Here is a 22,619-nt window from a genome sequence, read left to right on the forward strand (position 1 = left end):
TAACCATCATCAGTTGTGAAGTAGTGATTCACGACTTCAAGGCGCTTTTCGAAGGGGTATTTTGGCTTTGACATATCAGGGACTATTCCATTTCATCGTCCAACAAAATGGGTGCAGTACATCCTTCTCCGGTATGACCTGGGCTAACTACTCTGATAACTTCATGACTGGCCGTACCACTGGCGTTCTGACCTACCGTAACTCTGACTTCTTCGGTCTGGTTGACGGTCTGAGCCTGGGTCTGCAGTATCAGGGTAAAAACGAGCGTACCGACGTTAGAACCGCTAACGGTGACGGTTTCGGTACTTCTCTGGGCTATGAATTCGGTGAAGGTTTTGGCCTGATCGGTGCATACAGCAACTCCGACCGTACTAACTTGCAGACCCTTGATGATAAAGGCGAGAAAGCAGAGGCATGGGCTGTGGGTGCTAAGTACGATGCGAACAACATCTACCTGGCAACCACCTACGCGGAAACCCGCAACATGACCCGTGAAGCTGACGGCTCCTTCGCGAACAAAACTCAGAACTTCGAAGTGATCGCTCAGTACCAGTTTGACTTCGGTCTGCGTCCTTCCGTGTCCTACGTTCAGTCTAAAGGTAAAAACCTGTCTCAGCGTGGCACCTTCTCCGGCGGCGATGCCGACCTGCAGAAATTTGTTGAACTGGGTGCGACCTACTACTTCAACAAAAACTTCAACATCTATGTTGACTACCAGCTGAACCTGATCGACGACACCGACTACTCTCGTAGCGTTGGTATCGTGAACGGTAAAGACGACCAGGTTGCAATGGCTGTTACCTACCAGTTCTAATCCGTACACCACGATGTTATATGCTTAATGAACAGGGCTTCGGCCCTGTTTTTTTATGCGTGACAGAAAATAATGGCGACTTTTGAAAAGCCGCACGCTTTTCGTCGCAAACGGTTGGCATTTTGTAAATCTACCGTTAACCTGATAGCGGATTTCACTTCTGTAATCACAATGGAACTTCGTCATGTTTGAGAACATTACCGCCGCTCCTGCCGACCCGATTCTGGGCCTGGCCGATCTGTTTCGTGCCGACGACCGCCCTGGCAAAATCAACCTGGGTATTGGTGTATATAAAGATGAAACCGGCAAAACTCCGGTACTGACCAGCGTTAAGAAAGCCGAGCAGTATCTGCTGGAAAACGAAACCACCAAAAACTACCTCGGTATTGATGGTATCCCTGAATTTGGTCGCTGCACTCAGGAGCTGCTGTTCGGTAAAGGTAGCGCAATTGTGAGTGACAAACGTGCCCGTACAGCACAGACCCCAGGCGGTACCGGTGCGCTGCGCGTGGCGGCGGATTTCCTGGCGAAAAACACCTCGGTTAAGCGTGTCTGGGTAAGCAACCCAAGCTGGCCAAACCACAAGAGCGTGTTTAACTCTGCGGGTCTGGACGTGCGTGAATATGCCTACTACGACGCGGCAAACCACGCTCTCGACTTTGACGGCCTGCTGGCAAGCCTGAGCGAAGCGCAGGCGGGCGACGTGGTGCTGTTCCACGGCTGCTGCCACAACCCAACCGGTATCGATCCTACGCTTGAGCAGTGGGAACACCTGGCGAAGCTGTCCGTAGAAAAAGGCTGGCTGCCGCTGTTTGACTTCGCCTATCAGGGCTTCGCCCGCGGTCTGGAAGAAGATGCTGAAGGCCTGCGCGCGTTCGCCGCTGTGCATCAGGAGCTGATCGTTGCCAGCTCCTATTCCAAGAACTTCGGTCTGTACAACGAGCGTGTGGGTGCCTGTACGCTGGTTGCCGCTAACGAAGAGACCGTTGACCGCGCGTTCAGCCAGATGAAATCGGTTATCCGCGCGAACTACTCTAACCCACCGGCACACGGTGCGTCGGTTGTTGCCACTATCCTGAGCAACGATGCGCTGCGCGCGATCTGGGAACAAGAGCTGAACGATATGCGTCAGCGTATTCAGCGCATGCGCCTGCTGTTTGTGAACACCCTGGCTGAGAAAGGCGCGAACCGCGACTTCAGCTTTATCATCAAACAGAACGGCATGTTCTCTTTCAGCGGCCTGACCAAAGAGCAGGTTCTGCGTCTACGTGAAGAGTTTGGCGTTTACGCCGTGGCGTCTGGTCGCGTGAACGTGGCAGGCATGACGCCTGACAACATGGCGCCACTGTGCGAAGCGATTGTCGCCGTACTGTAATTTGCGCTCATAAAAAAGCCTGCGTTATGCAGGCTTTTTTTTATTCTGGTTACCAGACAGGCATTTCATCCTGAAGGAACGGATTATGGAGCCGTTCATAGCCCAGCGTCGACATCGGGCCGTGCCCAGGGATAAACGTCACGTCATCGCCCAGCGGCAACAACTTCTGTTTGATCGACTGTATCAGCTGCCCGTGGTCGCCGCGCGGGAAATCGCTGCGTCCTACGCCACCTTTGAAAATCACATCGCCGGAAATCAGCAGACGGGACTGGTCATCAAAGAAGACGATATGGCCTGGCGTATGCCCAGGACAATGCAACACCTGTAAAGTCACATTCCCTACGTTAATACGCTCTCCCTCATTCAGCCAGCGATCGGGCGTCAGCGGTTGACACTCATCCAGGCCAAACATGCGGCTTTGAGCAGGTAACCCCTGCAGCCAGAACTCATCTTCTTTTTCCGGACCGATAATCGGCACGCCGTAGTGTGCAGCCAGTTCAGCCGCTGCGCCTACATGGTCGAGATGGCCATGCGTCAGTAGAATCTGCATGAGCGTCACGCCGCTGTCGGCGACTTCCTGCTTGATTTTCTCAGCGTCACCGCCGGGATCGACAAGCGCGGCCAGTTTAGTCTGTTCGCACCAGATGAGTGAACAATTCTGGGAGAACGCGGTAACCGGAATAATACGATAGTTCATACTGCTCCTGTGTTTCGTTATTACCAGTGCCGAACCGGACCGGTATCAATATGCACAAAGTTGCTGCTGGGGTAATATCCTACACCACCTGCGCGCATAGATAACGCGGCTTTGCGAATATTGGCTAACGAAACGCCTTCAATATGGAAATCCATTGCCTGTCCCTTCGTGTGATAGCTTTGTTTTGCTACCCCACGGCTACGGGCGCGCAGTTCATTATTGGTATCAATCGAGCGATAGCCAGAAATGAGCTGCACCGGCTTGCTGGTGCCCAGCAGGCCCTGAAGGCGGAAAAGCTGATCAAACAGTCCTGGATCGATGGCTTTTATTTTATTCGCGCGGAAATCACGGAAAAAATGGTTAAGTCTTGCTAATTCATCCTGAATATAGCCTCTGCCATCGAAAAACTCCGCTTTTAACGACTCACCGGTATGCAGATTGTTGAGCGTTAAAATTCGCGGACGAGGTGTCGAGAGGGTGGCAAATGCTGGCGTCGGCAAGATGGCCGCTGCGCCAAGCGCAACACCACCTAACGCCAGCAGTTTGCGGCGATTAGCGTCAAATTTGTCCATGATAATCAGGTCTACAGGTAAAAGAAATCGTAATATGCTTAGCGCACGAAGGGCACCTTAACTGGCAAAACCGGGTACGTCAAGGCGCCCAACCCCAGTGAATACGCGGCTTGCAGCGATATCGCCCCTTATTCACCATAACTTACGACAATCATTTTTCCCGAACTACTTCATTTACCTGATTAATTGTTCCGCTTTTGGCAAAATTTGTGCGCCGGATCGCGCGGTGAGATCATAATTGTAAATATCTGTACGATACTGGGTGCGCCCGTCTTCGCCCACAAACGCCGTCAGATAGTAAAGATTGACCGGAATATTGTGGCGAATATTAACGTAACGCGTGTCCCCCTGCTTCAGGGCATCCGAGATGCGCGTATCGTTCCAGCCCGCATCCTGCAACAGCATATTGGCCAGCTCCGAGGCTTTGTTCACGCGCACGCAGCCAGAGCTCAGCGCGCGCGTATCTTTCTGGAACAGGTTGTGGTTCGGCGTATCGTGCAGATAGATAGCATCTGAACTCGGCATATTGAATTTGTAGCGCCCTAACGAGTTATGCGCCCCGGGAGCCTGCTGGAAGCGGAACGGCAGATTCGACGCGGTGATCGTCGACCAGTCGACCATATAAGGATCGATGGCCTCTTTGCTGTTCCAGCCGCGCATCACCGTATAGCCATGACGCTCCAGATACCCCGGATCGTTCCAGACCTTCGGCAGAATGTCTTTACGCGCCAGGGTCGGCGGCACGTTCCACGGCGGGTTAACCACCACGTTATTTAACGCGCTGCTCATCATCGGTGTTTTACGATCCGGACGCCCGACAATCACGCGCGACGCCAGCTTTTCGCTACCATCCTGATAATAAACCAGGGAATACGCCGGAATGTTAACCATAATCCCGGTCGAGAGCGTTCCCGGCAGCAGGCGCAAACGCTGAATGTTGAGCGCCAGCACCCCTGCCCGCTGCGCAGGCGATACGTTCAGCCAGTCGCGCGTCGTCTGGCCAATGACGCCATCGGCACCCAGCCCCTGGGCGGCCTGGAATTGTTTAACCGCCGCAACCAGCTCGCGATCGTATGCCGCAGGTTTATTGCTGACGGCAATCACTTTTTTCTCTTTCACGGGGGCTGACGGACTCACCACCGCGCTTTGCGGATCGTCGCCGGGTAAGGCGATATGCGGCCCGCCATCAAGAAGACCGGAGCGCGTCAGGATCTCGCGCAGGGCTGGCACGTCGCTGCTCCACTGTCCCGGACGCAGCGTCGCGGTGCCGCGCATTTGCGGCCACGGACGCGAGTCGCCCACCAGCGCGAGGAGCGACTGGTGAAGGGTGGCATAGTGTGGATGCGCCGGTGCGAGGCTGGCAATAAAGCGCGGCAGATCGCCATTGTCCAGAGCTAACTGCCACTGGTTAATCACCGACAGCGCGGGCGTCGCCAGCTTGTATGGCCTATCGCTGTAGAGCCAGCGGTTGCCGTTGACCGGAATGCCCGCCACGAACTGCAGATAGCCCATCATGGCATCGGAAAGCACCACGTCCCGCGCCTGCCCGGTAACGGCAGGATCGGTTAACAGCTCAACCCACTTTGTAAACTGCGGCTGGAACCCTGCGATGGCGACCTCCGCCAGCTGCTGCTGGAAGGCGCGCACGGCATCACGGTTTTCCCACATCGGTTTCATATCGCGGGCAGCGTAAAGGAGCGTGAGCGGATTGATATAGACAGGCGTGTAGCCTGACGGCAGCCCTGACTGCAGCTGCTGGCTGAGCGATTCGGCGTCGATGCCTTCCGGCAGCGGCTTAATCCCGGCCATGATGGCCGTCGCCGGAGACTGCTCCAGCGGCTGGGACAACGACGTTGGCTGCGCGCCAGTCGTTGCCGAGCTGTCATTCGGCACAATTTCAGGCTCGTCGGCCTGGGCGGTTAACAGTGGAGCAAACGTCACTGCCAGGCATAAGCTCAGCGCAGACAGCTGACGACCACATTTTTTCTTAAGCAACATCCCTTGCCCCCTGTTTTCACGACATGCCCATCACGTTGGGGCTTTCTTTCATTATAGGTAGACGGCTAAGCTGTTGCCTTACCTTATGTAAAGAAGTTTAAAGATAACGCAGCCCTAAGCACAAGTTAAGTTTAAAAAAAAAGCGGCGCCAGAGCGCCGCTTAGGGTCAGAAGACGCTTCAGGAAGCGTCAGCCGTGGTTTCCGGCAATGATTCTGGCGGCTGCGGCGCGAAGCCACGCAGCCCCACAACGTGAACGTGTTCGCTGTTCTGGAACACTTTACGTACCAGCTTGTAGGTGGTGCCCTTCTCGGGGCTGATGTTTTCCGGCGCCGCGATAATGAGCTGCATATCGAGACGTTCGCACAGCTCGAACAGCGTGGCAATGGAGCGGGCGTCAAGACGCGCCGCCTCATCCAGGAACAGCAGTCGGCATGGGGAGATGTCTTTCCCGCGCAGGCGGCGCGCTTCATCTTCCCAACTCTGCACGACCATCACCAGAATGGACATCCCGGTACCGATCGCTTCACCGGTAGAGAGCGCCCCGGATTCCGCCCGCAGCCAGCCGTCTGAGCCACGGTTTACCTCAACTTCCATTTCCAGGTAGTTACGGTAGTCGAGCAGCTCTTCACCGATGGTTTGCGGCGTACGTTGCCCCATATCAATTTGCGGGTTCAGGCGCTGATACAGCTTCGCCAGCGCTTCGGAGAAGGTCAGACGGTTGCTGTTGAACAGGTCCTGATGCTGCTCGTGCTGTTCAGAAAGCACGTCCAGCAGCGTCGCGTGGGCTTCGCGCACGTTGACGTTAAGGCGCACGCTGTTCACCTGGCCAAACGACACGCTCTGCAGCCCCTGGTTCAGCTGGCGGATACGGTTCTGCTCGCGCTGAATGGTTTTGCGAATGATGTTCGCCACGCTGCGGGAGCTGATCGCCAGCTTCTGCTCGCGGGAGGTCAGCTCTTCCGTCAGACGCCCCAGCTCGATTTCCATCTGTTCGATGGCTTCAACCGGATCGTCGGTACGGATGATGTCCTGACGAATACGCTCGCGCAGGTGCTGATAAACCGCCACAAAGAACTGAATTTTACGTTCCGGACGTTTTGGATCTTCCGACATGCGCAGCACATCGCGCAGATGTTCGTTATCCGCCACCGCCAGACGCAGCGCACCCAGCGCCTTATCCGACATGGAGCGCAGCTCATCGGCGGAGAGATACGCTAGCTCGCGACGGTGCAGGCGACGCTCAACGTTGTTGTCTTTCACCATGCGCATCACCGCGCACCAGCCCGCCTTCGCGGTCACGACCTGCTCGCGCATTTCGTGATAATCGCGCTCCAGCTTGCGCAGGCGACGGGTCAGGTTATCCATTTCCGCTTCGCAGAAGGTCAACGCTTTTTCGAGCTGATTACGACGCGCACGGTTATTGCTGAGCTGTGAATGCAGCTCGTCACGACGAATACGCGCGCGCTCTTCCGCCCCGCTGTCTGCACGGACGCCGATATCCTGAAGCTCTTTCTGCAGGTCGTTTAACAGCTCTTTCTTGGTGTCGAAGGAGCTTTTCAGCGAGGCCAGCACCTGGTTGTACTGGTTCAATTGCGCAGAATGGCTGCGCATTGCTTCGCGGGCGCGAGTACGTTCCGCTTCCGCCTGCTCAAGGCGCTGACGCAGTTTTTCGTTCAGGTCGCTGTTACCGCTCAGCATTTCAGCCGAATCGGAGTAGCCAAAGTGGGCCCGACGCTGCACCACTTCCGTCAGGGCAAACGCCTGCTGACGCGCTTCACGCTGCACCTGCTGCGACCAGGCGTAATCCTCTTTTAACTGCTCGAACTGTTCCGGGTCGCTCTGCAGGACAGAGACGACGGGCTCCAGCTTCGCCAGCTGATTGCCGTGCTGCTGGACGAAGCGCGCGGCTTCCTGCGCTTCATCCAGACGCTCCTGAATTTCATCCACGCGATCGGCCAGCGTGTCATCCGCCAGCAGATTCAGGCGCGGCAGGATGCGGTTAAGGGCAGCGACGCCCTCTTTCGCCTGTTCAAACTGAACGCGGCTTTGCTGGTTGTCACTTTCATGGCTGGCAATGGCCCGCTCCAGCTCGCCACGGCGGGTGTTGAGCTTGCGGATTTCGGCTTCCGGGTCTGCTTCAAACGCTACGGCAAGATGGCTGCCGATAAAGCGGCTGAACGCCTGATGCAGGCGTTGGGTTTTCTGCACGTCAAACGACAGGGTCGCAAAACGTTCCGACAGCGTTTCACGCTCGGCGTGGAGGCTTTCGATGCGGCTTTCGCGCGCGGCGCGGCCAAACAGCGGCAGCTCGGGGAAGCGGGAGTAACGCCACTGACGGTCGGCGATTTTCACTACCACCGCTTTTTCCAGCTCGTCGACGCTGAATACGCTGTCATCGAACGACTGCGGATCCCCTTCGATCAGGTAGAGATCTTCCGGGCAATCTTCCAGACCGGCAAGCTGCTCGGAAATCAGCGACAGATCCGGAACCACAATCGCGTTACGGGATGGACCGTACAGCGCGGAGAAGTACGGCGCATCGTCAAGGCCAACATCGTCATAAATCTCGGACAGCAGCACGCCGCCAAAACGCTCGGCCAGCGCATTCAGGCGCGGATCTTCCGAGCCACCCGGCTGGCTTAAGCGCTCAATTTCGTCGTCGACGTCGCGCTTGCGGGCGCCCACCTCGTCACGCTCAACGATGGCCTCGCGCTCGCGCTCCAGCAGCTGCTGAAGGTATTCGGTCACTTCCTGACTGGATTCGAACTGCTCGCCGCACTGTTCGCCAAGCTGGTTCAGGCTGCTTTGCGCTGCCAGCCAGACCGGCGCACGCTCCAGGAGCCTCTTCGAACGAGCCTGAATCTGCTCCAGTTCCTGACGCAGCGTCATGCGCTGTTCGCTGGCGTTTGATACGGTATCGGACAGGGCCGCAATACGCGCCTCGAGTTCCTGATGCAGGGCCTCGAGCTCGTCGAAATCGTAATGTTTTCCCTGACGCTTGCAGAATTCCGCCAGCAGACGCTCGGCTTCCTGCTGCTCGCGCAGGCGCTGCTCCAGCTCGTTCAGACGCATGCGCAGCGGCTGAACCTGTTCCGCCAGATGGCGCTGGTTGACGCCGTCGCGCAGAAGTTCACGGGCAACGTCCCAGGCTTCGTTACGCGCCAGCGGGCCGTTAATCGCCACCACCAGCTGATAGGCCTGCTCAAACTGGCTGTGCGCCGTTTGCGCAACGCTCATTTTCTGTTCGAGGGACAGCAGTTTCTCGGTCGCTTCCTGCTCTTTGGCATGGAAGGTGTCCAGCCACTCGTCGGCGCTTTCCGGCGTCAGGTCAGGCAGATGGCACAGCTCTTTCGCGCGCTGTAACGCCTGCAGTGCCTGATTGTACTGAATCGCTCGCGTCTGCTGCACGTCAAGCGCCTGCTGGTAATCGGCAAGCTGGCTTTTCAGCTCATCCACTTCCAGCTCGGCGGCTTCGGCGCGGGCTTCGTTCTCTTCCTGCATCTCGGCGGCTTCGGCCACCACTTCATTCTGCTCTTCGAGACGGATCTGCAGCTCGTCGAGGTCCGCTTCATAGCGCTCGATTTTTTCCTGCTGACGCAGCGCGGTCTGCACCAGGTTCAGGTGATCGCTGGCGGCCTGATAGTCGGCTTCCAGATCGCCCTCGGCACCGTTGTGCTCGCCCAGCTCGCGCGCCATTTCGACGTGCTTGTACTGCTCGGCCACCAGCTGTTTGCGGGAGGTAAACAGCTCGCGACGGTATTCTAATGCCTGATCGAGATGCACGCGGCGCTCGTTGGCGTGGCGCATGTAGTCTGCGGCCACGTAGTTGGTGGCTTCGCTGATCAGGTGTTTAAAGAGGTCACGGTCCGACTGGGTCACGCGAATCGCTTCCAGCGTCATGCGGTTTTCACGCAGCGCCGCTTCCATATCCTGGAAGGCCTTACGCACGCCGCTGTTTTCCGGCAGCAGGTAGTCGCGCAGGGAGCGGGTAATGGCGCTGGAGATCCCGCCGTACAGGGACGCTTCGATCAGGCGGTAGTATTTGCTACGGTCTGATGCCGTGCGCAGGCGACGCGCCACCACGCCCAGATCGAACATCAGCGAGTGGTAGTCGGTAATCGAGTTGAACTGTTTGAACTGCACGCCTTCGATCGCTTCAAGCTTATCTTTCAGCTCCTGCAGCGTCAGCACGCGCGCCTGACGTTCGTTCAGGGTTTCCGTCAGCAGCGCCGTCGGCTGCACGGACGTTGGCAGCCCCTGAATGGCAAACGGTTTGATATCCACTTTACGGTCACGACCGGCAACCTGCTGCAGGCGCACGCCCACGACCACGCGCTGATGACGGGAGTTAATGACGTCCAGAACCGAATAACAGACGCCCGCTTTCAGCTTACCGTGCAGGCCCTTATCGCGAGAGCCGCTTGTCGCGCCCGCTTCGGTGGTGTTACGGAAGTGAAGCAGCGTCAGGTCAGGGATCAGCGCCGTGACAAACGCCGCCATGGTGGTGGATTTACCCGCACCGTTACCGCCGGAGAGGGTTGTCACCAGCTCGTCCAGATCGAACGTTCGGGCGAAGAAGCCGTTCCAGTTAATCAGCGTCAGTGAGCGAAATTTACCGCGTTCAATCATTACTCTTCCTCCCCGCTATCCGGCAGATTCTCTTCATGCTCATCATTGAGCTGCAAATGGTTTTCCACCGGCATCGCTTCACCGTCGCGGATCATGCGAAGCTGCGCTTCACGCGCGTCATCGCCAGCACGCACGTCGGCGCCGAAGCGGAAGACAGATTCCGTGATGCGGAATTTGCTGCTGTCGTGGCCCATAAACCAGACCATCCCCAGGCGACGCAGGCGGTTCAGGGAAGAGCGCACCTTTTCCTGTAATTTCTGACGGTCAAGATCCGACCCCGTGGAGCGGTTGTTCACCAGCTTGAGCAGCTTGCTCTCATCCGCCAGCGTCAGCAGCTCGTCGTAAAGTTCCTGCTGGGTGAAGATGCCTTCATTCGCCAGACGTTCCGGGCTGAGGTAGAGGTAGCAAAGAATTTTGCCGACCATCATATCCAGCTCGGAGAGCACGGAACGCGGGATCAGCGTCGTGGAGCGCGGGCGCAGGTAGAAAAAGCCTTCCGGCGCGCGGATCAACTCCACGTTGTAGCGGGCGTAAAACTCTTCCAGGTACTCCTGGAAGTCCATCAAAAAGGCGTGATTATCCAGCTCGTCTAAGCCAATGTGACGACCGGCACGCAGCTGGCTGTCCAGCGCCGGAAATAACGGATTCGCCAGCGCCTGTGCCAGCTTAACCGGCATCACTTGTTCAATATTTGTCAATGACATGCGCCTGTACCTTGGCTCCATAATCGTTAATTGGCTGCCACTTCGGCGGCAGTCCGGTGAAATCTGCTTGCGCGATACCCAGGCGAACCGCCTGGTCTACCACAATGCGGGCAACGTCGAAGTGGCGCGCGCGAGGATATTGCGCCAGATAGTCGCGCACCACGAGCCCAAGATCCAGCGGCGCTTGTCTGGTTTTGTAGACCGCGAGCTGTTCTTCGATCATCGCCGCAAGCTGCTCGCGAATTTCGTTAAATTCTTCGTACTCCAGATCCGGCGGCAGTTCACCGGTCACCTCTTCATCGCGCAGCGCCATCTCTTCGTCGCGCATATCCAGCAGACGATCGGCGTTGGCGTAGGTCAGCGCCCACGGCGCATCGAAGTAGGTCTGTACCGACTGGCGCAGACGCTGGGCAAAGACGCGGTTTTTATCCATATCGATCGCGGTACGGATAAATTTATGCACGTGTCGGTCATAGCCGATCCACAGGTCGATAGACTGCTGGCCCCAGCTGATGATGCGGTCAAGCTTGCTCTGCAGGTCGAACACCAGGCGGTCGATAAAATGCAGATCGTCATGCGCCAGCGTCGCGTCCTGAATGCGCAGCAGGTTCGCCTGCAGCTTGTCCCCTGCCGCTTCCAGCGTATCCTGGAGTTCACGCAGCGTGCCGGAGGTTTCTGACAGCAGAAGCTCACAGCTGGAGATGGCCGCTCGCCAGTCTTTGTTCAGCAGCTGGGCGATATCGTCTTTCACCTGCTGCTGCTGTTCGTCCATCAGGCGCTGGGTGAGATCGATGCTGTCGAAGATTTCCGCCACCGAATATTTCAGCGGGGCATAGACGTTACGGTGCCAGTGGAATTCGTCACCGTTTTCATCCGCCGCGTCGGCGGCGCGCTTAAGCTCACCCGCCACGATCGACAGCTGCATGGAAAGACGCAGCGTGGAAAATTCACGCTGGCGAATATAGTAATCGGTGATGCCGATGCCCAGCGGCGTCAGGCGATAGATGGCGTTTCCTTCCGCCTGCTCGCTGGTAAAGCGGTTCAGCAGACGTTGACGCACCATATCGTTGATCGCGTTGTTGGCACGCACGCTAATGGTTTCGCTGGTTTGCTCAAACGCATCACTGACGTGGCGGAACGCATCCACCAGTTCACCCTCGCTCATTTCGCCATCCAGCCGTTCGCCGTTCAGCGTGGCAACCGCCAGCAGGAAAGAGAGTCTGTCTACCGGCAGCGAGATGGAGAAATCGTTTTTCCTGGCCCAGGCAACCAGTTCGGGGACTGTCTGGGAAAATTCACTCATAGGTTATCCTTGCATCTGCGGCTTGTGCGCGGTGACGTGAATATAGCGGCCAAGGCTGATAAAAGGCTCTTGACGGCAATACCGCGTTTCTAATTCTGTTAAGGTGTCAAAACAGTCACGCTGTTTGTGTTTTTCACGCAGATAATCATGAAACACCCTGACGCCCGTTTTCCCGACAATCTGCCAGCCAATCGCTTCCAGCCAGCCGTAAACCTGCTGCGGATCGCGCGGATAGTCCGGGGAAAGCGTGCGCTTTTTCTTTTTGGGCATCCCGACCTGAACATAGTCGAAGTTTCCTGCAACCATGTTGTGCATCAGGAAGCCGTTAGCATTGTAGAACATCAGCGACAGCGTGCCGCCCGGGCGAAGCATCGACCACAGGGTTTGTAACACGCTTTGCGGATCGGCAACCCACTCCAGCACCGCATGAAACAATATCAGATCAACCTGGGTTTCCAAATGCTGGGCGATGTCCTGAGCGGCGCATTGTATAAAATGCATGTTGTCGCTCACACCTTTCTCTTCTGCCGCACGGGTCGCGCGGGCGACCATTTCAGCAGAAAGATCGCAAAGCGTGACGTGATGACCGCGCTCGGCCATTTTTATCGCCGTCTGCCCTTCACCGCCACCGGCGTCCAGCACGCGCAACGTCTGGCCGCCAAAGGTGGCAAGAATGGTGTCCAGATCCTGCCAGAGGATCGTCTGACGGAGCTGCCCTTTCGTGGTGCCGTAAATGTTGCGCGAAAACTTTTCCGCGATGTCATCAAAATTGCGATCCCGCATTGGGAGAGTTCCACTCGCTAACTGCAAAACCGCTATTTTGTCATACCCGCGCGGAGAATGAACCTCTCTGGTGTAATATCACGGGTAATCACCTGCTATATGGTCAAAAAAGGAACCAAAAAGGATGCTTTTTACCCTTAAGAAATACATTGGAGGGATGATGCTTCCCCTTCCGCTGCTGCTCATTATCATCGCGCTGGGGCTGGTGCTGGTGTGGTTCAGCCGCTTTCAGAGAAGTGGCAAAACGCTTATCACGCTCGGCTGGCTTGTGTTGCTGCTGTTGAGCCTGCAACCGGTCGCGGATGGCCTGTTACGTCCCATCGAAAATAAGTACCCGACATGGCAGGGAAATCAGAAGGTGGCGTACATCGTGGTGCTGGGCGGCGGATATACCTGGGACCCTGACTGGGCGCCCAGTTCGAACCTGATCAATAACAGCCTGCCGCGGCTAAACGAAGGGATTCGCCTGTGGCTGGCGAACCCGGGATCAAAAATGATCTTCACCGGCGCGGCGGCCAAAACGAACCCGGTGAGCACGGCTGAAGCGGGTGCCAGGGTCGCGGAATCCCTCGGCGTACCGCGCTCCTCAATCATCACGCTGGAGAGCCCGAAAGATACCGAAGAAGAGGCCGCTGCGGTGAAGCAGGCGATTGGCGATGTTCCGTTCTTGCTGGTGACCTCCGCCTCGCACCTGCCGCGCGCGATGATTTTCTTTGAGAAGCAGGGCCTGCACCCGCTTCCGGCACCGGCAAACCAGATGGCCATCGACGCACCGCTCAACCCGTGGGAGCGGGCGATCCCCTCCCCGGCGTGGCTGATGCATAGCGATCGCGTCGGCTACGAGACGCTCGGACGCCTCTGGCAGTGGCTGAAAGGATCGTCAGGCGAGCCAGGGCAGGAGTGATTTTGCTGCCAGATCGAAGTTTGCGCGGTTAAAACGTCCGGTGTTTACCAGCTGCGCGACTTCGTCCCAGAGCAGGTAAAGCCAGCGCCGCCAGAGAAATGCTTCTGCAACGGGGGCGCGTTGAAGGTAATGCCACAGCAGACCTTCCGCCGCCCCGCTGTCGCTGAGCCTGAACAGCTCATATTCGCGCGGCGCCCACAGCATGATGCCCGGCCCTAACATCGCCAGAAGCTGATCGCTGCGGGAGTCTTTGAGCATGCTGCGCAGGGTGAAATTACCGTGGATTAGAACGCAGTTGTCATTAAAACCGTCGAACAGCGCCGGTAAGCACTCGCGGGTGCGAAACAGAATGCGTTTATCCTGCATGGTCAAACCGGTATTGTTGAACTGGTTTAGCGTTCCCCACAGGACCTCCACCCGCTGGCGATACCACAGCGGCCACAGGTTTTCCTGCGTGCTGTCGACCGGGCCGACAAGCCCGCGGCTATCCTGACGGTGCCAGGCCAGCAGCGCCTCAACAATCTGATCTTTCAACTGCTCCCAGCGCTCCGGCGTGCGCGCGGGTGCTTCAACGGGCACGCCCCGTAAACGCTCAATCAGCAGTACGTCCGGACCGGGGTGTTCCTCGTGGGTCATCACGCCGTACACCGTCGGCATTCGGACGGTCCCCTCCCTCGCCAGCATCGACATTTTCCACGCAAGCTGCCTGGCAACGCCGGGTGACGTGAAGCTTCTGGCCATCAGCGGCATCGGGTTGCCCTGACTGTCATATAACGACCAAAGCGCGGTATCGGCCTTTTCGCTCACGCATTCGACCCGGCTTAATTTCTCACCCAGCAGATGGCTAAGTTCGGCACGCAGCTGTTCCATATGAGATTACCCCCATTAAGACTACTGCTTTTATAATGAGCGTCCTGAAGGAAGATGTCACCCGGAAGCGATCAATTAGGGGAAAGAAAGGGGGAAAAGAGAGAGAACATCCCCCCGACAGGAGGGATGAAGGCGAAATTAGCGCAGTTCGGCGCGGACGCGCTCAAGATCTTCCGGCGTATCAACGCCCGTTCCAGGGACTTCGCTGGCAACGGCAACGTGAATTTTTTCGCCATACCAGAGCACGCGAAGCTGCTCCAGCATTTCGATATGTTCAAGCGGACTCGGCGCCCAGGTCACATACCGACGAATAAAACCGGCCCGATAGCCGTAGATCCCAATGTGACGCAGGAAGGTTTCACCGATGGTCTCTTTAGAGAGCGCAAAGCGATCGCGATCCCAGGGGATCGTGGCGCGGGAGAAATAGAGCGCGTAGCCTTCGGCATCCATGACCACCTTCACCGCATTCGGATTGAATGCCTCTTCCGCGTGGTGAATGGGCACCGCGAGCGTCGCCATTCCGACCTGACGCTGAGCCAGGTTTTCTGCCACCTGACGGATAATCACCGCCGGGATCATCGGCTCGTCACCCTGCACGTTTACGATGACCGTATCGTCACTGAAGCCACATTTCTCAACCACTTCCGCCAGACGCTCGGTGCCGGACTGGTGATCGGCGCGGGTCATGCACACCTCACCGCCTGCCGCCTCAACCGCACGGGCGACGTCAGGATGATCGGTCGCGACAATCACGCGGTCGGCACCGGATTCACGCGCACGCTCAAGGACGTGCACAATCATCGGCTTGCCGTTGATGTCCACCAGCGGTTTACCCGGCAGGCGCGTTGAGGCATAACGCGCAGGAATAATGACAACAAAACTCATGGTTTGCTCTCTTCTGCCACCAGGGAACGCGCTTCATTTTCCAGCAGTACCGGAATGCCGTCGCGCAGCGGGAAAGCGAGGCTGTCCAGCTTGCAAATCAGCTCCTGCTTGTCCTGGCTGTAGTAGAGTTTGCCGTTGCACACCGGGCAGGCAATTATTTCAAGTAAACGGTGATCCATAGTTCCTCCGTATGGGTAATCGCTAAAGCTTAACACATTCCCTTTTCAGGGCGTGCCTGTTTCCCAGCCACTTCGACAGGATGTAAACAGTCCGTCGGGCACCCGACCCAGCGTCACATCGCGAGCACCCTGCCAGCGCGCGAATTCGCTAATGGCGGTCGTTAACCCTTTTTCCAGGCTCGCCGTCACCCTGACGCCCTCTTCCAGATAAAGCGCAATGACTTCAAGCGTGCCGGTCTTGCGGTGCATTTTGGCATCCATCCGCCCGACCAATTGCCCCTTATGCAGCAGAGGTAAAACAAAGTAGCCATACTGGCGCTTCGGTGCCGGGGTGTAACATTCCAGCCGGTAGCTGAAATCAAAGAGCTGCTCGGCTCGTTTTCTGTCCCAGACGACCGGGTCGAAAGGCGACAACACCGCGCTGTGGGTTGCCTGAAGTTTCCCCTCCAGGGCCTGAGGCAGTAGCGGGAGGAGATCCGCATGCAGCCACATTTCGCCCAGGGTTTCTACCGTAACGGGGATGACGCGCTGTTCACGTTGCCATATCTCCAGCAGCGGTTTCAGCGCGGGCTGGCGCAGGCGATAATAATCAGCCAGCCACTGGGGGCGGAAAATCCCCAGGCTGCGGGCGCTGTTCTCCAGCATGATGGCCTCGGCCGCCTCCTGGGTAAGCAGGTCACGCGCGTCGTCCCAGTGCGGCATCACGCGATGCGTCAGGTCGTAGACGCGCTGAAAATTACGTCGCTCAATCACCATGACCTTGCCCGAGGTGAACAGCCCTTCGAGATGACGCTTATGCGGTTTCCACTCCCACCAGCCGCTGGTGCCCTTGCGCGGGTGTTCAAAATCGGCGGAGCGTACAGGACCGTTTTCCTGAATATGCGCGATGAGCTGCTCTATTGCAGCCGCATGTTCCTGCATCCACGCCTGCCGGTATTTCCAGCCCATCTTTTCCGGGGCAAGCATGCGGTGACGCACCAGGGCAAAATCGCTGCGGGGCAGGAAACAGGCTTCGTGCGCCCAGTACTCCATCAACTCCCCCTTGCTGAGCGCCTCGTCCAGCCACTGCGAAGGATAATTCCCGAGACGGCTAAACAGCACCAGGTAAGGGCTGCGCGCCACAATGTTAATGGTGTCGATTTGAAGCAGCGACATGCGCTGGACGGTAGAGAGAATATCGGCAGGCTGCGCGCGGCGGCGGGGCTTTTTGAGCAACCCCTGCGCGGCAAGGTGTAAATGACGTGCAGCTGTTAGCGAGAGGTGCGGTAAAGACATGCGTTTTCCTGTCAGTCAGAGCGCCACCAGAACCGCGTAAGCCTTTACTGCACTAACGCAATCAGTTCCTTGAGCAAATGTTCCGGCTGCTCGCCGCTGAGTTCAGCGTCAACCGGCAGATACCACCAGCTATCTTTCGCAAAGGCGCGACATTTCACCGCATCTTTTTCGGTCATGATCAGCGTCTGCCCGGGTAGAGTCAGGGCGTCTACCTGCTCTTCCATCAGCGCCTGGTGGTCGGCCAGCGGAACGCATTTTTCTGGCCGGGCACCACACTGTTCCAGCGTCGCGAAAAAGCGCGGCGGGTGACCAATCCCCGCCATCGCCACCAGTGAAGGCAGCTCTGCAACCGACCGGCGTTCGCCCGTCACCAGGTTGATCGCCAGACCCGGCCGCAGGTGCATCGGGATTTCACCCGCGCTTGCCTCACCGCCGTTCACAATCACCGCATCAACGGAGTTAAGACGCGAAGCGCGTTCGCGCATGGGGCCAGCCGGCAGCCACCAGCCGTTACCAAAACGGCGAACGCCGTCGATGACGACAATCTCTTTATCACGCGCCAGGGCGTAATGCTGTAGGCCATCGTCAGTGATAATGATTTGTACCGCGTGTTCGGCAAGCAGCGCCTGAACGGCGCCGCTGCGCGCCGGGGAGACCGCAACTGGCGCACCCGTACGCTGGAAAATAAGTACCGGTTCATCACCCGCTTCGGCGGTCGTGGTTTCCGCCGTCAGCAGCAGCGGGTAATGCGCCGCTTTACCGCCATATCCGCGCGATACCACCCCGGGGCGAATACCGCGTTTTTGCAACTGCTCCACCAGCCAGATGACGACCGGCGTTTTACCGTTGCCACCCGCCGTAAGATTACCGACAACCACAACCGGTACCGGCGCGCGCCAGGCACGCTTGATCCCCAGACGGTAAAGCAGGCGGATAATGCCGCTCACCAGGCCGTAGAGCCAGGAGAGCGGCAAAAGCAGCAGCCACAGCGGGGATTCACCGGACCAGATGCGTGCAATCATTGGCCGAACTGCATCTTATGAAGCTGGGCGTAAACCCCGCGGTGCTCCAGCAAATCAGCATGGCTTCCGCGTTCAACGATGATGCCATCCTCAACCACAACGATTTCATCGGCCTGCTCGATAGTCGACAGGCGGTGGGCAATCACCAGCGAGGTACGGTTCTTTTGCAGCTCATCCAGCGCGGACTGAATGGCGCGTTCAGATTCGGTATCCAGCGCAGATGTCGCTTCGTCCAGAATCAGAATCGGGCTGTCGCGCAGCAGCGCACGCGCTATGGCAATACGCTGACGCTGACCACCGGAGAGCAGCACCCCGTTCTCACCGATAATGGTGTCCAGACCGTTATCCATCTTGTTGATAAAGTCCATCGCATAGGCCATACGCGCCGCGTTCTCAATCTGCTCGCGGCTGTACTCATCCGTGCGCGCATAGGCAATGTTGTTGGCCACCGTATCGTTGAACAGGTGTACGTTCTGGGAGACCAGCGCCACCTGGTTACGCAGCGACTGCAGGGTATACTCCCGCAGGTCGTGACCGTCTAACAGGATCTCACCTTCGTTAATATCGTAGAAACGGGTGATCAGGCTGGCAATGGTCGATTTACCGGAGCCGGAACGGCCTACCAGCGCAACGGTTTTACCCGCCGGAATAGACAGGTTGATATTGCGCAGCGCAGGGGTTTCGCGACCAGGATAGGCGAAAGTGACGTTGCGGAATTCAACATCGCCACGGGCACGTTCAATTTCACGCGTACCTTCGTCTTTCTCCTGCTCGGAATCCAGAATGCTGAACAAGGTCTGGCAGGCGGCCATACCGCGCTGGAACTGCGCGTTCACGTTCGTCAGAGATTTCAGCGGACGCATCAGGGCGATCATCGAGGAGAAGACCACGGTGATGGTCCCCGCGGTCAGGGTCTCCATCACGCTCGGGAAGCTTGCCGCATAGAGAACGAACGCCAGCGCCAGGGACGCAATCAGCTGAATAATCGGGTCAGAGATGGACGAGGCCGAGACCATTTTCATCCCCTGCAGACGCATCTTGTTGCTGACTTTATCAAAGCGTTTGGTTTCGACGTCCTGACCGCCGAAGATCAGCACTTCCTTATGCCCTTTCAGCATCTGTTCCGCACTGGTCGTCACCTGCCCCATGGTGTTCTGCATATTCTTACTGATATTGCGGAAGCGCTTTGAGACGACACGGATAGCAATAGAAACGATCGGTGCCAGAACAATAAGGATGATCGACAGCTGCCAGCTGTAGTAGAACATCATCGCAAACAGGCCGATGATTGACGCACCTTCACGCACAACGGTGATCAGCGCGCTTGAGGACGAGGAGGCAACCTGCTCGGAGTCGTAGGTAATACGGGAGAGCAGCGTCCCGGTAGACTGCTTATCAAAGAATGAGACCGGCATGCCCATCATGTGGCTGAACAGCCGACGGCGCATGGTCATCACCACTTTCCCGGATACCCAGGAAATACAGTAGCTGGAAATATAGCTGGTGATGCCGCGTAAGATCATCAGCCCGATAACCACCAGCGGCATCCATAGCAGCACTGAGCGATCCGTTTTACCAAAACCGTCATCCAGTAACGGTTTGAGGAGCGATAACATAAAAGTATCGCTGGCTGCGTTGAGGATTAACGCTACGCCCGCCACGATCAAGCCTGCTTTAAAAGGTGCAATCATCGGCCAGAGTCGGCGGAAGGTTTGCCACGTGGAGAGATCTTTGTCGTTATGCATTCAAAAAACCAGCATTCGTTGAAATAGCCGCATATTCTACCCGTTATCGACGGGCGCGCCAAACCACTGATGATACCAAACGGATAAAATTTGCTCTCGCAAGCGCCGGATTTGCCAGTGATGTTGCGAGAATGTCACCGATATTTGTCCAGAGTGAGGGGTATCGTGCCAGATATACCCCTCTTTTCGATAGCGTCGGACAACCTTTGCCGACGGGAAATGCCAGGCGTTATAGCGCGCCGCTGAATCCAGGGCGATCTGACCTTCCACCCGCTGTACCATCGGCAGTGAAGACGAGGTATTGCTGCCGTGATGGGGCACCTGGATGAGCGTGGACGTCAGATAACGCCAGTAATGGCTAAGCATAGCCTGTTCCGCTTGCGCTTCAATGTCCCCGGTAAGCAGAACACTCTGTTCACCGTCGTCAATTTTAACCACGCAGGAGCGGTTATTTCCCTGGGCCGGGTAATTTGCAGGGGGCCAGTGGACGGTGAAGGTGAGCCCCTGCCATCTCCAGTTCTGCCCGCGAAAACAGGGGCGATGTCCCGCCAGGCGCAATGGGCTTCTTACCCATACCTCAGGCCATGCTTTTTGCAACGACGCGAGGCCTCCCGCATGGTCGAGATGCTCATGACTGAGGATCACGCCTTCCGGGCGGAGGTGATGCCAGCGAAGCCACGGGATAATCAGCCGCTGCGCGCTGTCCCCGTCCGGCCAGGCAAGCCCGGTATCATAGAGTATGGCTTTCCCCTGCCGCTCAATGACCATTGCCAGCCCCTGCCCCACGTCCAGCATATGCAGGGTCCAGCTCTCGTTTTTTGCCGTGCGCAAGAGGGGAAATGTCAGCAAGACGCTGCCTGCAAGACAAACGGCTGGAAGGATTTTCCAGGCACGAAAACGCCAGGCAATGATGCTCATCCACGGCAGCAACGCCATGTATTGCCAGCGCTGATCGACATTTTGCCAGCCGTCAGGCAGGCGCATCAGTAACCAGAAGAGTCCCGCAAGCGACTTATCGGCTGCAAACCAGACGATGCTTTCCAGCGTCGCTAGCGGTAGCAGATGGAGCAGCATACCGAGCAGGATCAGCGGCACGGAGACAAACGTCACCAGGGGCACGGCAAAGAGATTCGCTACCAGGGAAGAGAGGCTGAAACCATGAAAAATCAGAACCTGTAACGGCATGAGCAGCAGCAACATGCCGACCTGCAGATAAATCAGGTTCAGTAAAGGTCGTATACGTCGCGCCCGGTGCCAGTCGGGAAGCGGCAACCACTGAAACCAGAAAATCAGCGCGGCGACAGCAAAGGCAGACAAGAGCAGACTTTGCGAGAGTACGGCCAGCGGATCGCTTATCAGGATCGCCGCAATACAGCAAACCCATACCTGCCAGGGGGACCATTGACGGGCTGCGATCCGAAGCATTGCAATCACAGCAAGCGCGATAACCGTTCGTAGCGCAGGAGGTTGCAGCCCGGTAAGCCAGGCGTAGAAGGCGGCAAAGCACAGCCCGGCCAGGAGAGGCATTTGCCAGTGGATACGCTGGCTGGGCAAGAAAAACTGGAAACCACGGGCGAGTAGCCAGACGAGGGAGGCCGCCAGCGCGATATGCAGACCCGAAATCGCCATCAAATGCAGCGTCCCGGTTTCACGCATCAGGTCTTTTATCTCCCGGGGAACATTCAGGCGTTCACCCATTCCCAGCCCGAGGATAACCGCCCCCCATCGATAGGCTGACAGGCGGGTTTGCAATGACGCGAGATATTGCGCGCGCAGGCTGCAGCGCCCGTCGACGAGTTCAGCACGGGTGAAGCGCCCGCTCAGCGTTTGATGCTGAGCAAAAGCGCTGCGCTGAGAATCATAACCCCCGTCGTTCAGTTCGCCGTGGGCAGGCCTGAGCCTGAGCGTCATGTTCCAGCGTTGACCGGCACACGCTTTCTGTGGGAGATAATTGCCATACAGCGTGACGCCGGTTGATGCCCACCAGCGCTTGCCATCGACGCTGAGAATACGCGCCTGATGCAGAGTGGCGCCATCGGTCGCAGCGATCGCTACCTCAGCCTGCACGGCACCGGTGGTGAGATGCTGCATCGGCCAGACGCTCTCCTGCGCGGCCAGAACGCCCCACACGCAAAATAACAGTGTGATACCGACATACTTCAGCCTTACGTTCCGCCGTGCGGCCAGCGCGATCCCGCCAACAATCATTATCCATACGGTATGACGTGATGGCAGTTCCGGTAACCAAAGTAACGGGGCTATTGCCAGAATGGCGCAGACACCCAGCGCGGGAATTCCCATTGCTACCTCCCTGTTCAGGTGGGCAGTATGAAAGCAGGCCGTGCGGGTTGTCAGATGACAAAAGTGTGTTTTACGGCGCGCGCTGTGATGTTTTTAATGCCTTGCAGAAAATGAAACGAAAAATGCGGGGCATCTTCAGAATGACTGTGACAGGCACAAAAAAAGCACCCGCAGGTGCTTTCTTTCGAACCCAGTTTAACCGGCTGGCTAAACTCAGTTGCCGTAAATATTGGCGCGATCGCGCAGTTCTTTACCCGGTTTAAAGTGTGGAACGTACTTACCTTCCAGCTCGACTTTATCACCCGTTTTCGGGTTACGCCCGGTACGTGGAGCACGATAGTGCAGAGAAAAACTACCGAAACCGCGGATTTCAATGCGCTCGCCCTGGGCAAGAGTGGAAGCCATATGCTCCAGCATCTCTTTTACGGCATCTTCCACTGCCTTAGCAGGGATATGCGGTTGCTGACTGGCAAGTCTTTCAATCAATTCTGACTTGGTCATGATTCCTCCGGTTCCTTTCAAACCAATTAGCTGAACAGCTCATTAAACAAGGGCGGCCGTA

At 57.2% G+C, this 22,619-nt stretch carries 17 protein-coding genes and 1 pseudogene; 3 read left to right on the plus strand and 15 right to left on the minus strand.

Annotated elements, in window-relative coordinates; all coding sequences use genetic code 11:
- Positions 1 to 118: 118 nt before the first annotated feature.
- A pseudogene (locus tag ACMWKK_RS10520) lies at positions 119 to 814 on the plus strand (porin); the annotation flags it as partial.
- Between the two features lie 184 nt (positions 815 to 998).
- Entirely contained in the window at positions 999 to 2,189 is a 1,191-nt protein-coding gene (aspC, locus tag ACMWKK_RS10525; protein ID WP_045327220.1) for an aspartate transaminase, read from the plus strand.
- Between the two features lie 49 nt (positions 2,190 to 2,238).
- Here aspC and ACMWKK_RS10530 read toward each other — a convergent pair whose 3' ends face one another.
- The 7 genes from ACMWKK_RS10530 to cmoM all read right to left on the minus strand — a co-directional run bounded on the left by ACMWKK_RS10530 (position 2,239) and on the right by cmoM (position 12,876).
- Positions 2,239 to 2,886 carry an MBL fold metallo-hydrolase gene (locus tag ACMWKK_RS10530; RefSeq protein ID WP_112781204.1) on the minus strand — a complete coding sequence of 216 codons (648 nt, stop codon included), beginning with the start codon at positions 2,884 to 2,886 and terminating at the stop codon, positions 2,239 to 2,241.
- 20 nt (positions 2,887 to 2,906) lie between these two features.
- On the minus strand, positions 2,907 to 3,458 hold the full coding sequence (locus tag ACMWKK_RS10535) for a YcbK family protein (protein WP_045327223.1): 552 nt from the start codon (positions 3,456 to 3,458) through the stop codon (positions 2,907 to 2,909).
- A 174-nt stretch (positions 3,459 to 3,632) separates the two neighbouring features.
- Positions 3,633 to 5,456 (minus strand): L,D-transpeptidase, encoded by a 1,824-nt coding sequence (ldtD, locus tag ACMWKK_RS10540; protein WP_112781205.1) that lies wholly within the window; start codon positions 5,454 to 5,456, stop codon positions 3,633 to 3,635.
- 178 nt (positions 5,457 to 5,634) lie between these two features.
- Positions 5,635 to 10,086: a chromosome partition protein MukB gene (mukB, locus tag ACMWKK_RS10545; RefSeq protein WP_045327228.1), complete on the minus strand. Its 4,452-nt coding sequence runs from the start codon at positions 10,084 to 10,086 to the stop codon at positions 5,635 to 5,637.
- On the minus strand, positions 10,086 to 10,790 hold the full coding sequence (gene mukE, locus ACMWKK_RS10550) for a chromosome partition protein MukE (RefSeq protein WP_008499954.1): 705 nt from the start codon (positions 10,788 to 10,790) through the stop codon (positions 10,086 to 10,088). Before mukE ends, mukB begins: the two co-directional genes overlap by 1 nt.
- Positions 10,771 to 12,093: a chromosome partition protein MukF gene (mukF, locus tag ACMWKK_RS10555; protein WP_041910621.1), complete on the minus strand. Its 1,323-nt coding sequence runs from the start codon at positions 12,091 to 12,093 to the stop codon at positions 10,771 to 10,773. The genes mukE and mukF overlap by 20 nt, the downstream gene beginning before the upstream one ends.
- Before the next feature lie 3 nt (positions 12,094 to 12,096).
- Positions 12,097 to 12,876, minus strand: a complete 780-nt coding sequence (gene cmoM / locus ACMWKK_RS10560) for a tRNA uridine 5-oxyacetic acid(34) methyltransferase CmoM (RefSeq protein WP_023311004.1) — start codon at positions 12,874 to 12,876, stop codon at positions 12,097 to 12,099.
- 124 nt (positions 12,877 to 13,000) lie between these two features.
- Between cmoM and elyC the strand changes: the two genes are divergently transcribed.
- Complete coding sequence (elyC, locus tag ACMWKK_RS10565) at positions 13,001 to 13,780, plus strand: envelope biogenesis factor ElyC (RefSeq protein WP_112781206.1); 780 nt, start codon at positions 13,001 to 13,003, stop codon at positions 13,778 to 13,780.
- Here elyC and ACMWKK_RS10570 read toward each other — a convergent pair.
- The 8 genes from ACMWKK_RS10570 to ihfB form a co-directional block, all read right to left on the minus strand.
- Complete coding sequence (locus ACMWKK_RS10570) at positions 13,757 to 14,650, minus strand: YcbJ family phosphotransferase (protein WP_045327234.1); 894 nt, start codon at positions 14,648 to 14,650, stop codon at positions 13,757 to 13,759. The two genes, elyC and ACMWKK_RS10570, sit on opposite strands and share 24 nt — an antisense overlap.
- Positions 14,651 to 14,788: 138 nt before the next feature.
- Positions 14,789 to 15,535 (minus strand): 3-deoxy-manno-octulosonate cytidylyltransferase, encoded by a 747-nt coding sequence (gene kdsB / locus ACMWKK_RS10575; RefSeq protein ID WP_045327236.1) that lies wholly within the window; start codon positions 15,533 to 15,535, stop codon positions 14,789 to 14,791.
- Positions 15,532 to 15,714 carry a protein YcaR gene (gene ycaR / locus ACMWKK_RS10580; protein WP_006174474.1) on the minus strand — a complete coding sequence of 61 codons (183 nt, stop codon included), beginning with the start codon at positions 15,712 to 15,714 and terminating at the stop codon, positions 15,532 to 15,534. The genes kdsB and ycaR overlap by 4 nt, the downstream gene beginning before the upstream one ends.
- Before the next feature lie 45 nt (positions 15,715 to 15,759).
- Positions 15,760 to 16,989 (minus strand): winged helix-turn-helix domain-containing protein, encoded by a 1,230-nt coding sequence (locus tag ACMWKK_RS10585; RefSeq protein WP_112781207.1) that lies wholly within the window; start codon positions 16,987 to 16,989, stop codon positions 15,760 to 15,762.
- A 44-nt stretch (positions 16,990 to 17,033) separates the two neighbouring features.
- Positions 17,034 to 18,011 carry a tetraacyldisaccharide 4'-kinase gene (gene lpxK, locus ACMWKK_RS10590; RefSeq protein WP_112781208.1) on the minus strand — a complete coding sequence of 326 codons (978 nt, stop codon included), beginning with the start codon at positions 18,009 to 18,011 and terminating at the stop codon, positions 17,034 to 17,036.
- Positions 18,008 to 19,756, minus strand: a complete 1,749-nt coding sequence (msbA, locus tag ACMWKK_RS10595; protein ID WP_045327241.1) for a lipid A ABC transporter ATP-binding protein/permease MsbA — start codon at positions 19,754 to 19,756, stop codon at positions 18,008 to 18,010. The genes lpxK and msbA overlap by 4 nt, the downstream gene beginning before the upstream one ends.
- Before the next feature lie 36 nt (positions 19,757 to 19,792).
- Positions 19,793 to 22,057, minus strand: coding sequence for a ComEC family protein (locus ACMWKK_RS10600; RefSeq protein ID WP_112781209.1), 2,265 nt, complete (start codon positions 22,055 to 22,057; stop codon positions 19,793 to 19,795).
- 213 nt (positions 22,058 to 22,270) lie between these two features.
- On the minus strand, positions 22,271 to 22,558 hold the full coding sequence (gene ihfB / locus ACMWKK_RS10605) for an integration host factor subunit beta (RefSeq protein WP_008499965.1): 288 nt from the start codon (positions 22,556 to 22,558) through the stop codon (positions 22,271 to 22,273).
- Positions 22,559 to 22,619: the final 61 nt, after the last annotated feature.

The organism is Enterobacter sp. 01-M-03-SI-ECC (assembly GCF_047530215.1).
GTDB classification, from domain to species: Bacteria; Pseudomonadota; Gammaproteobacteria; order Enterobacterales; family Enterobacteriaceae; genus Enterobacter; species Enterobacter chengduensis.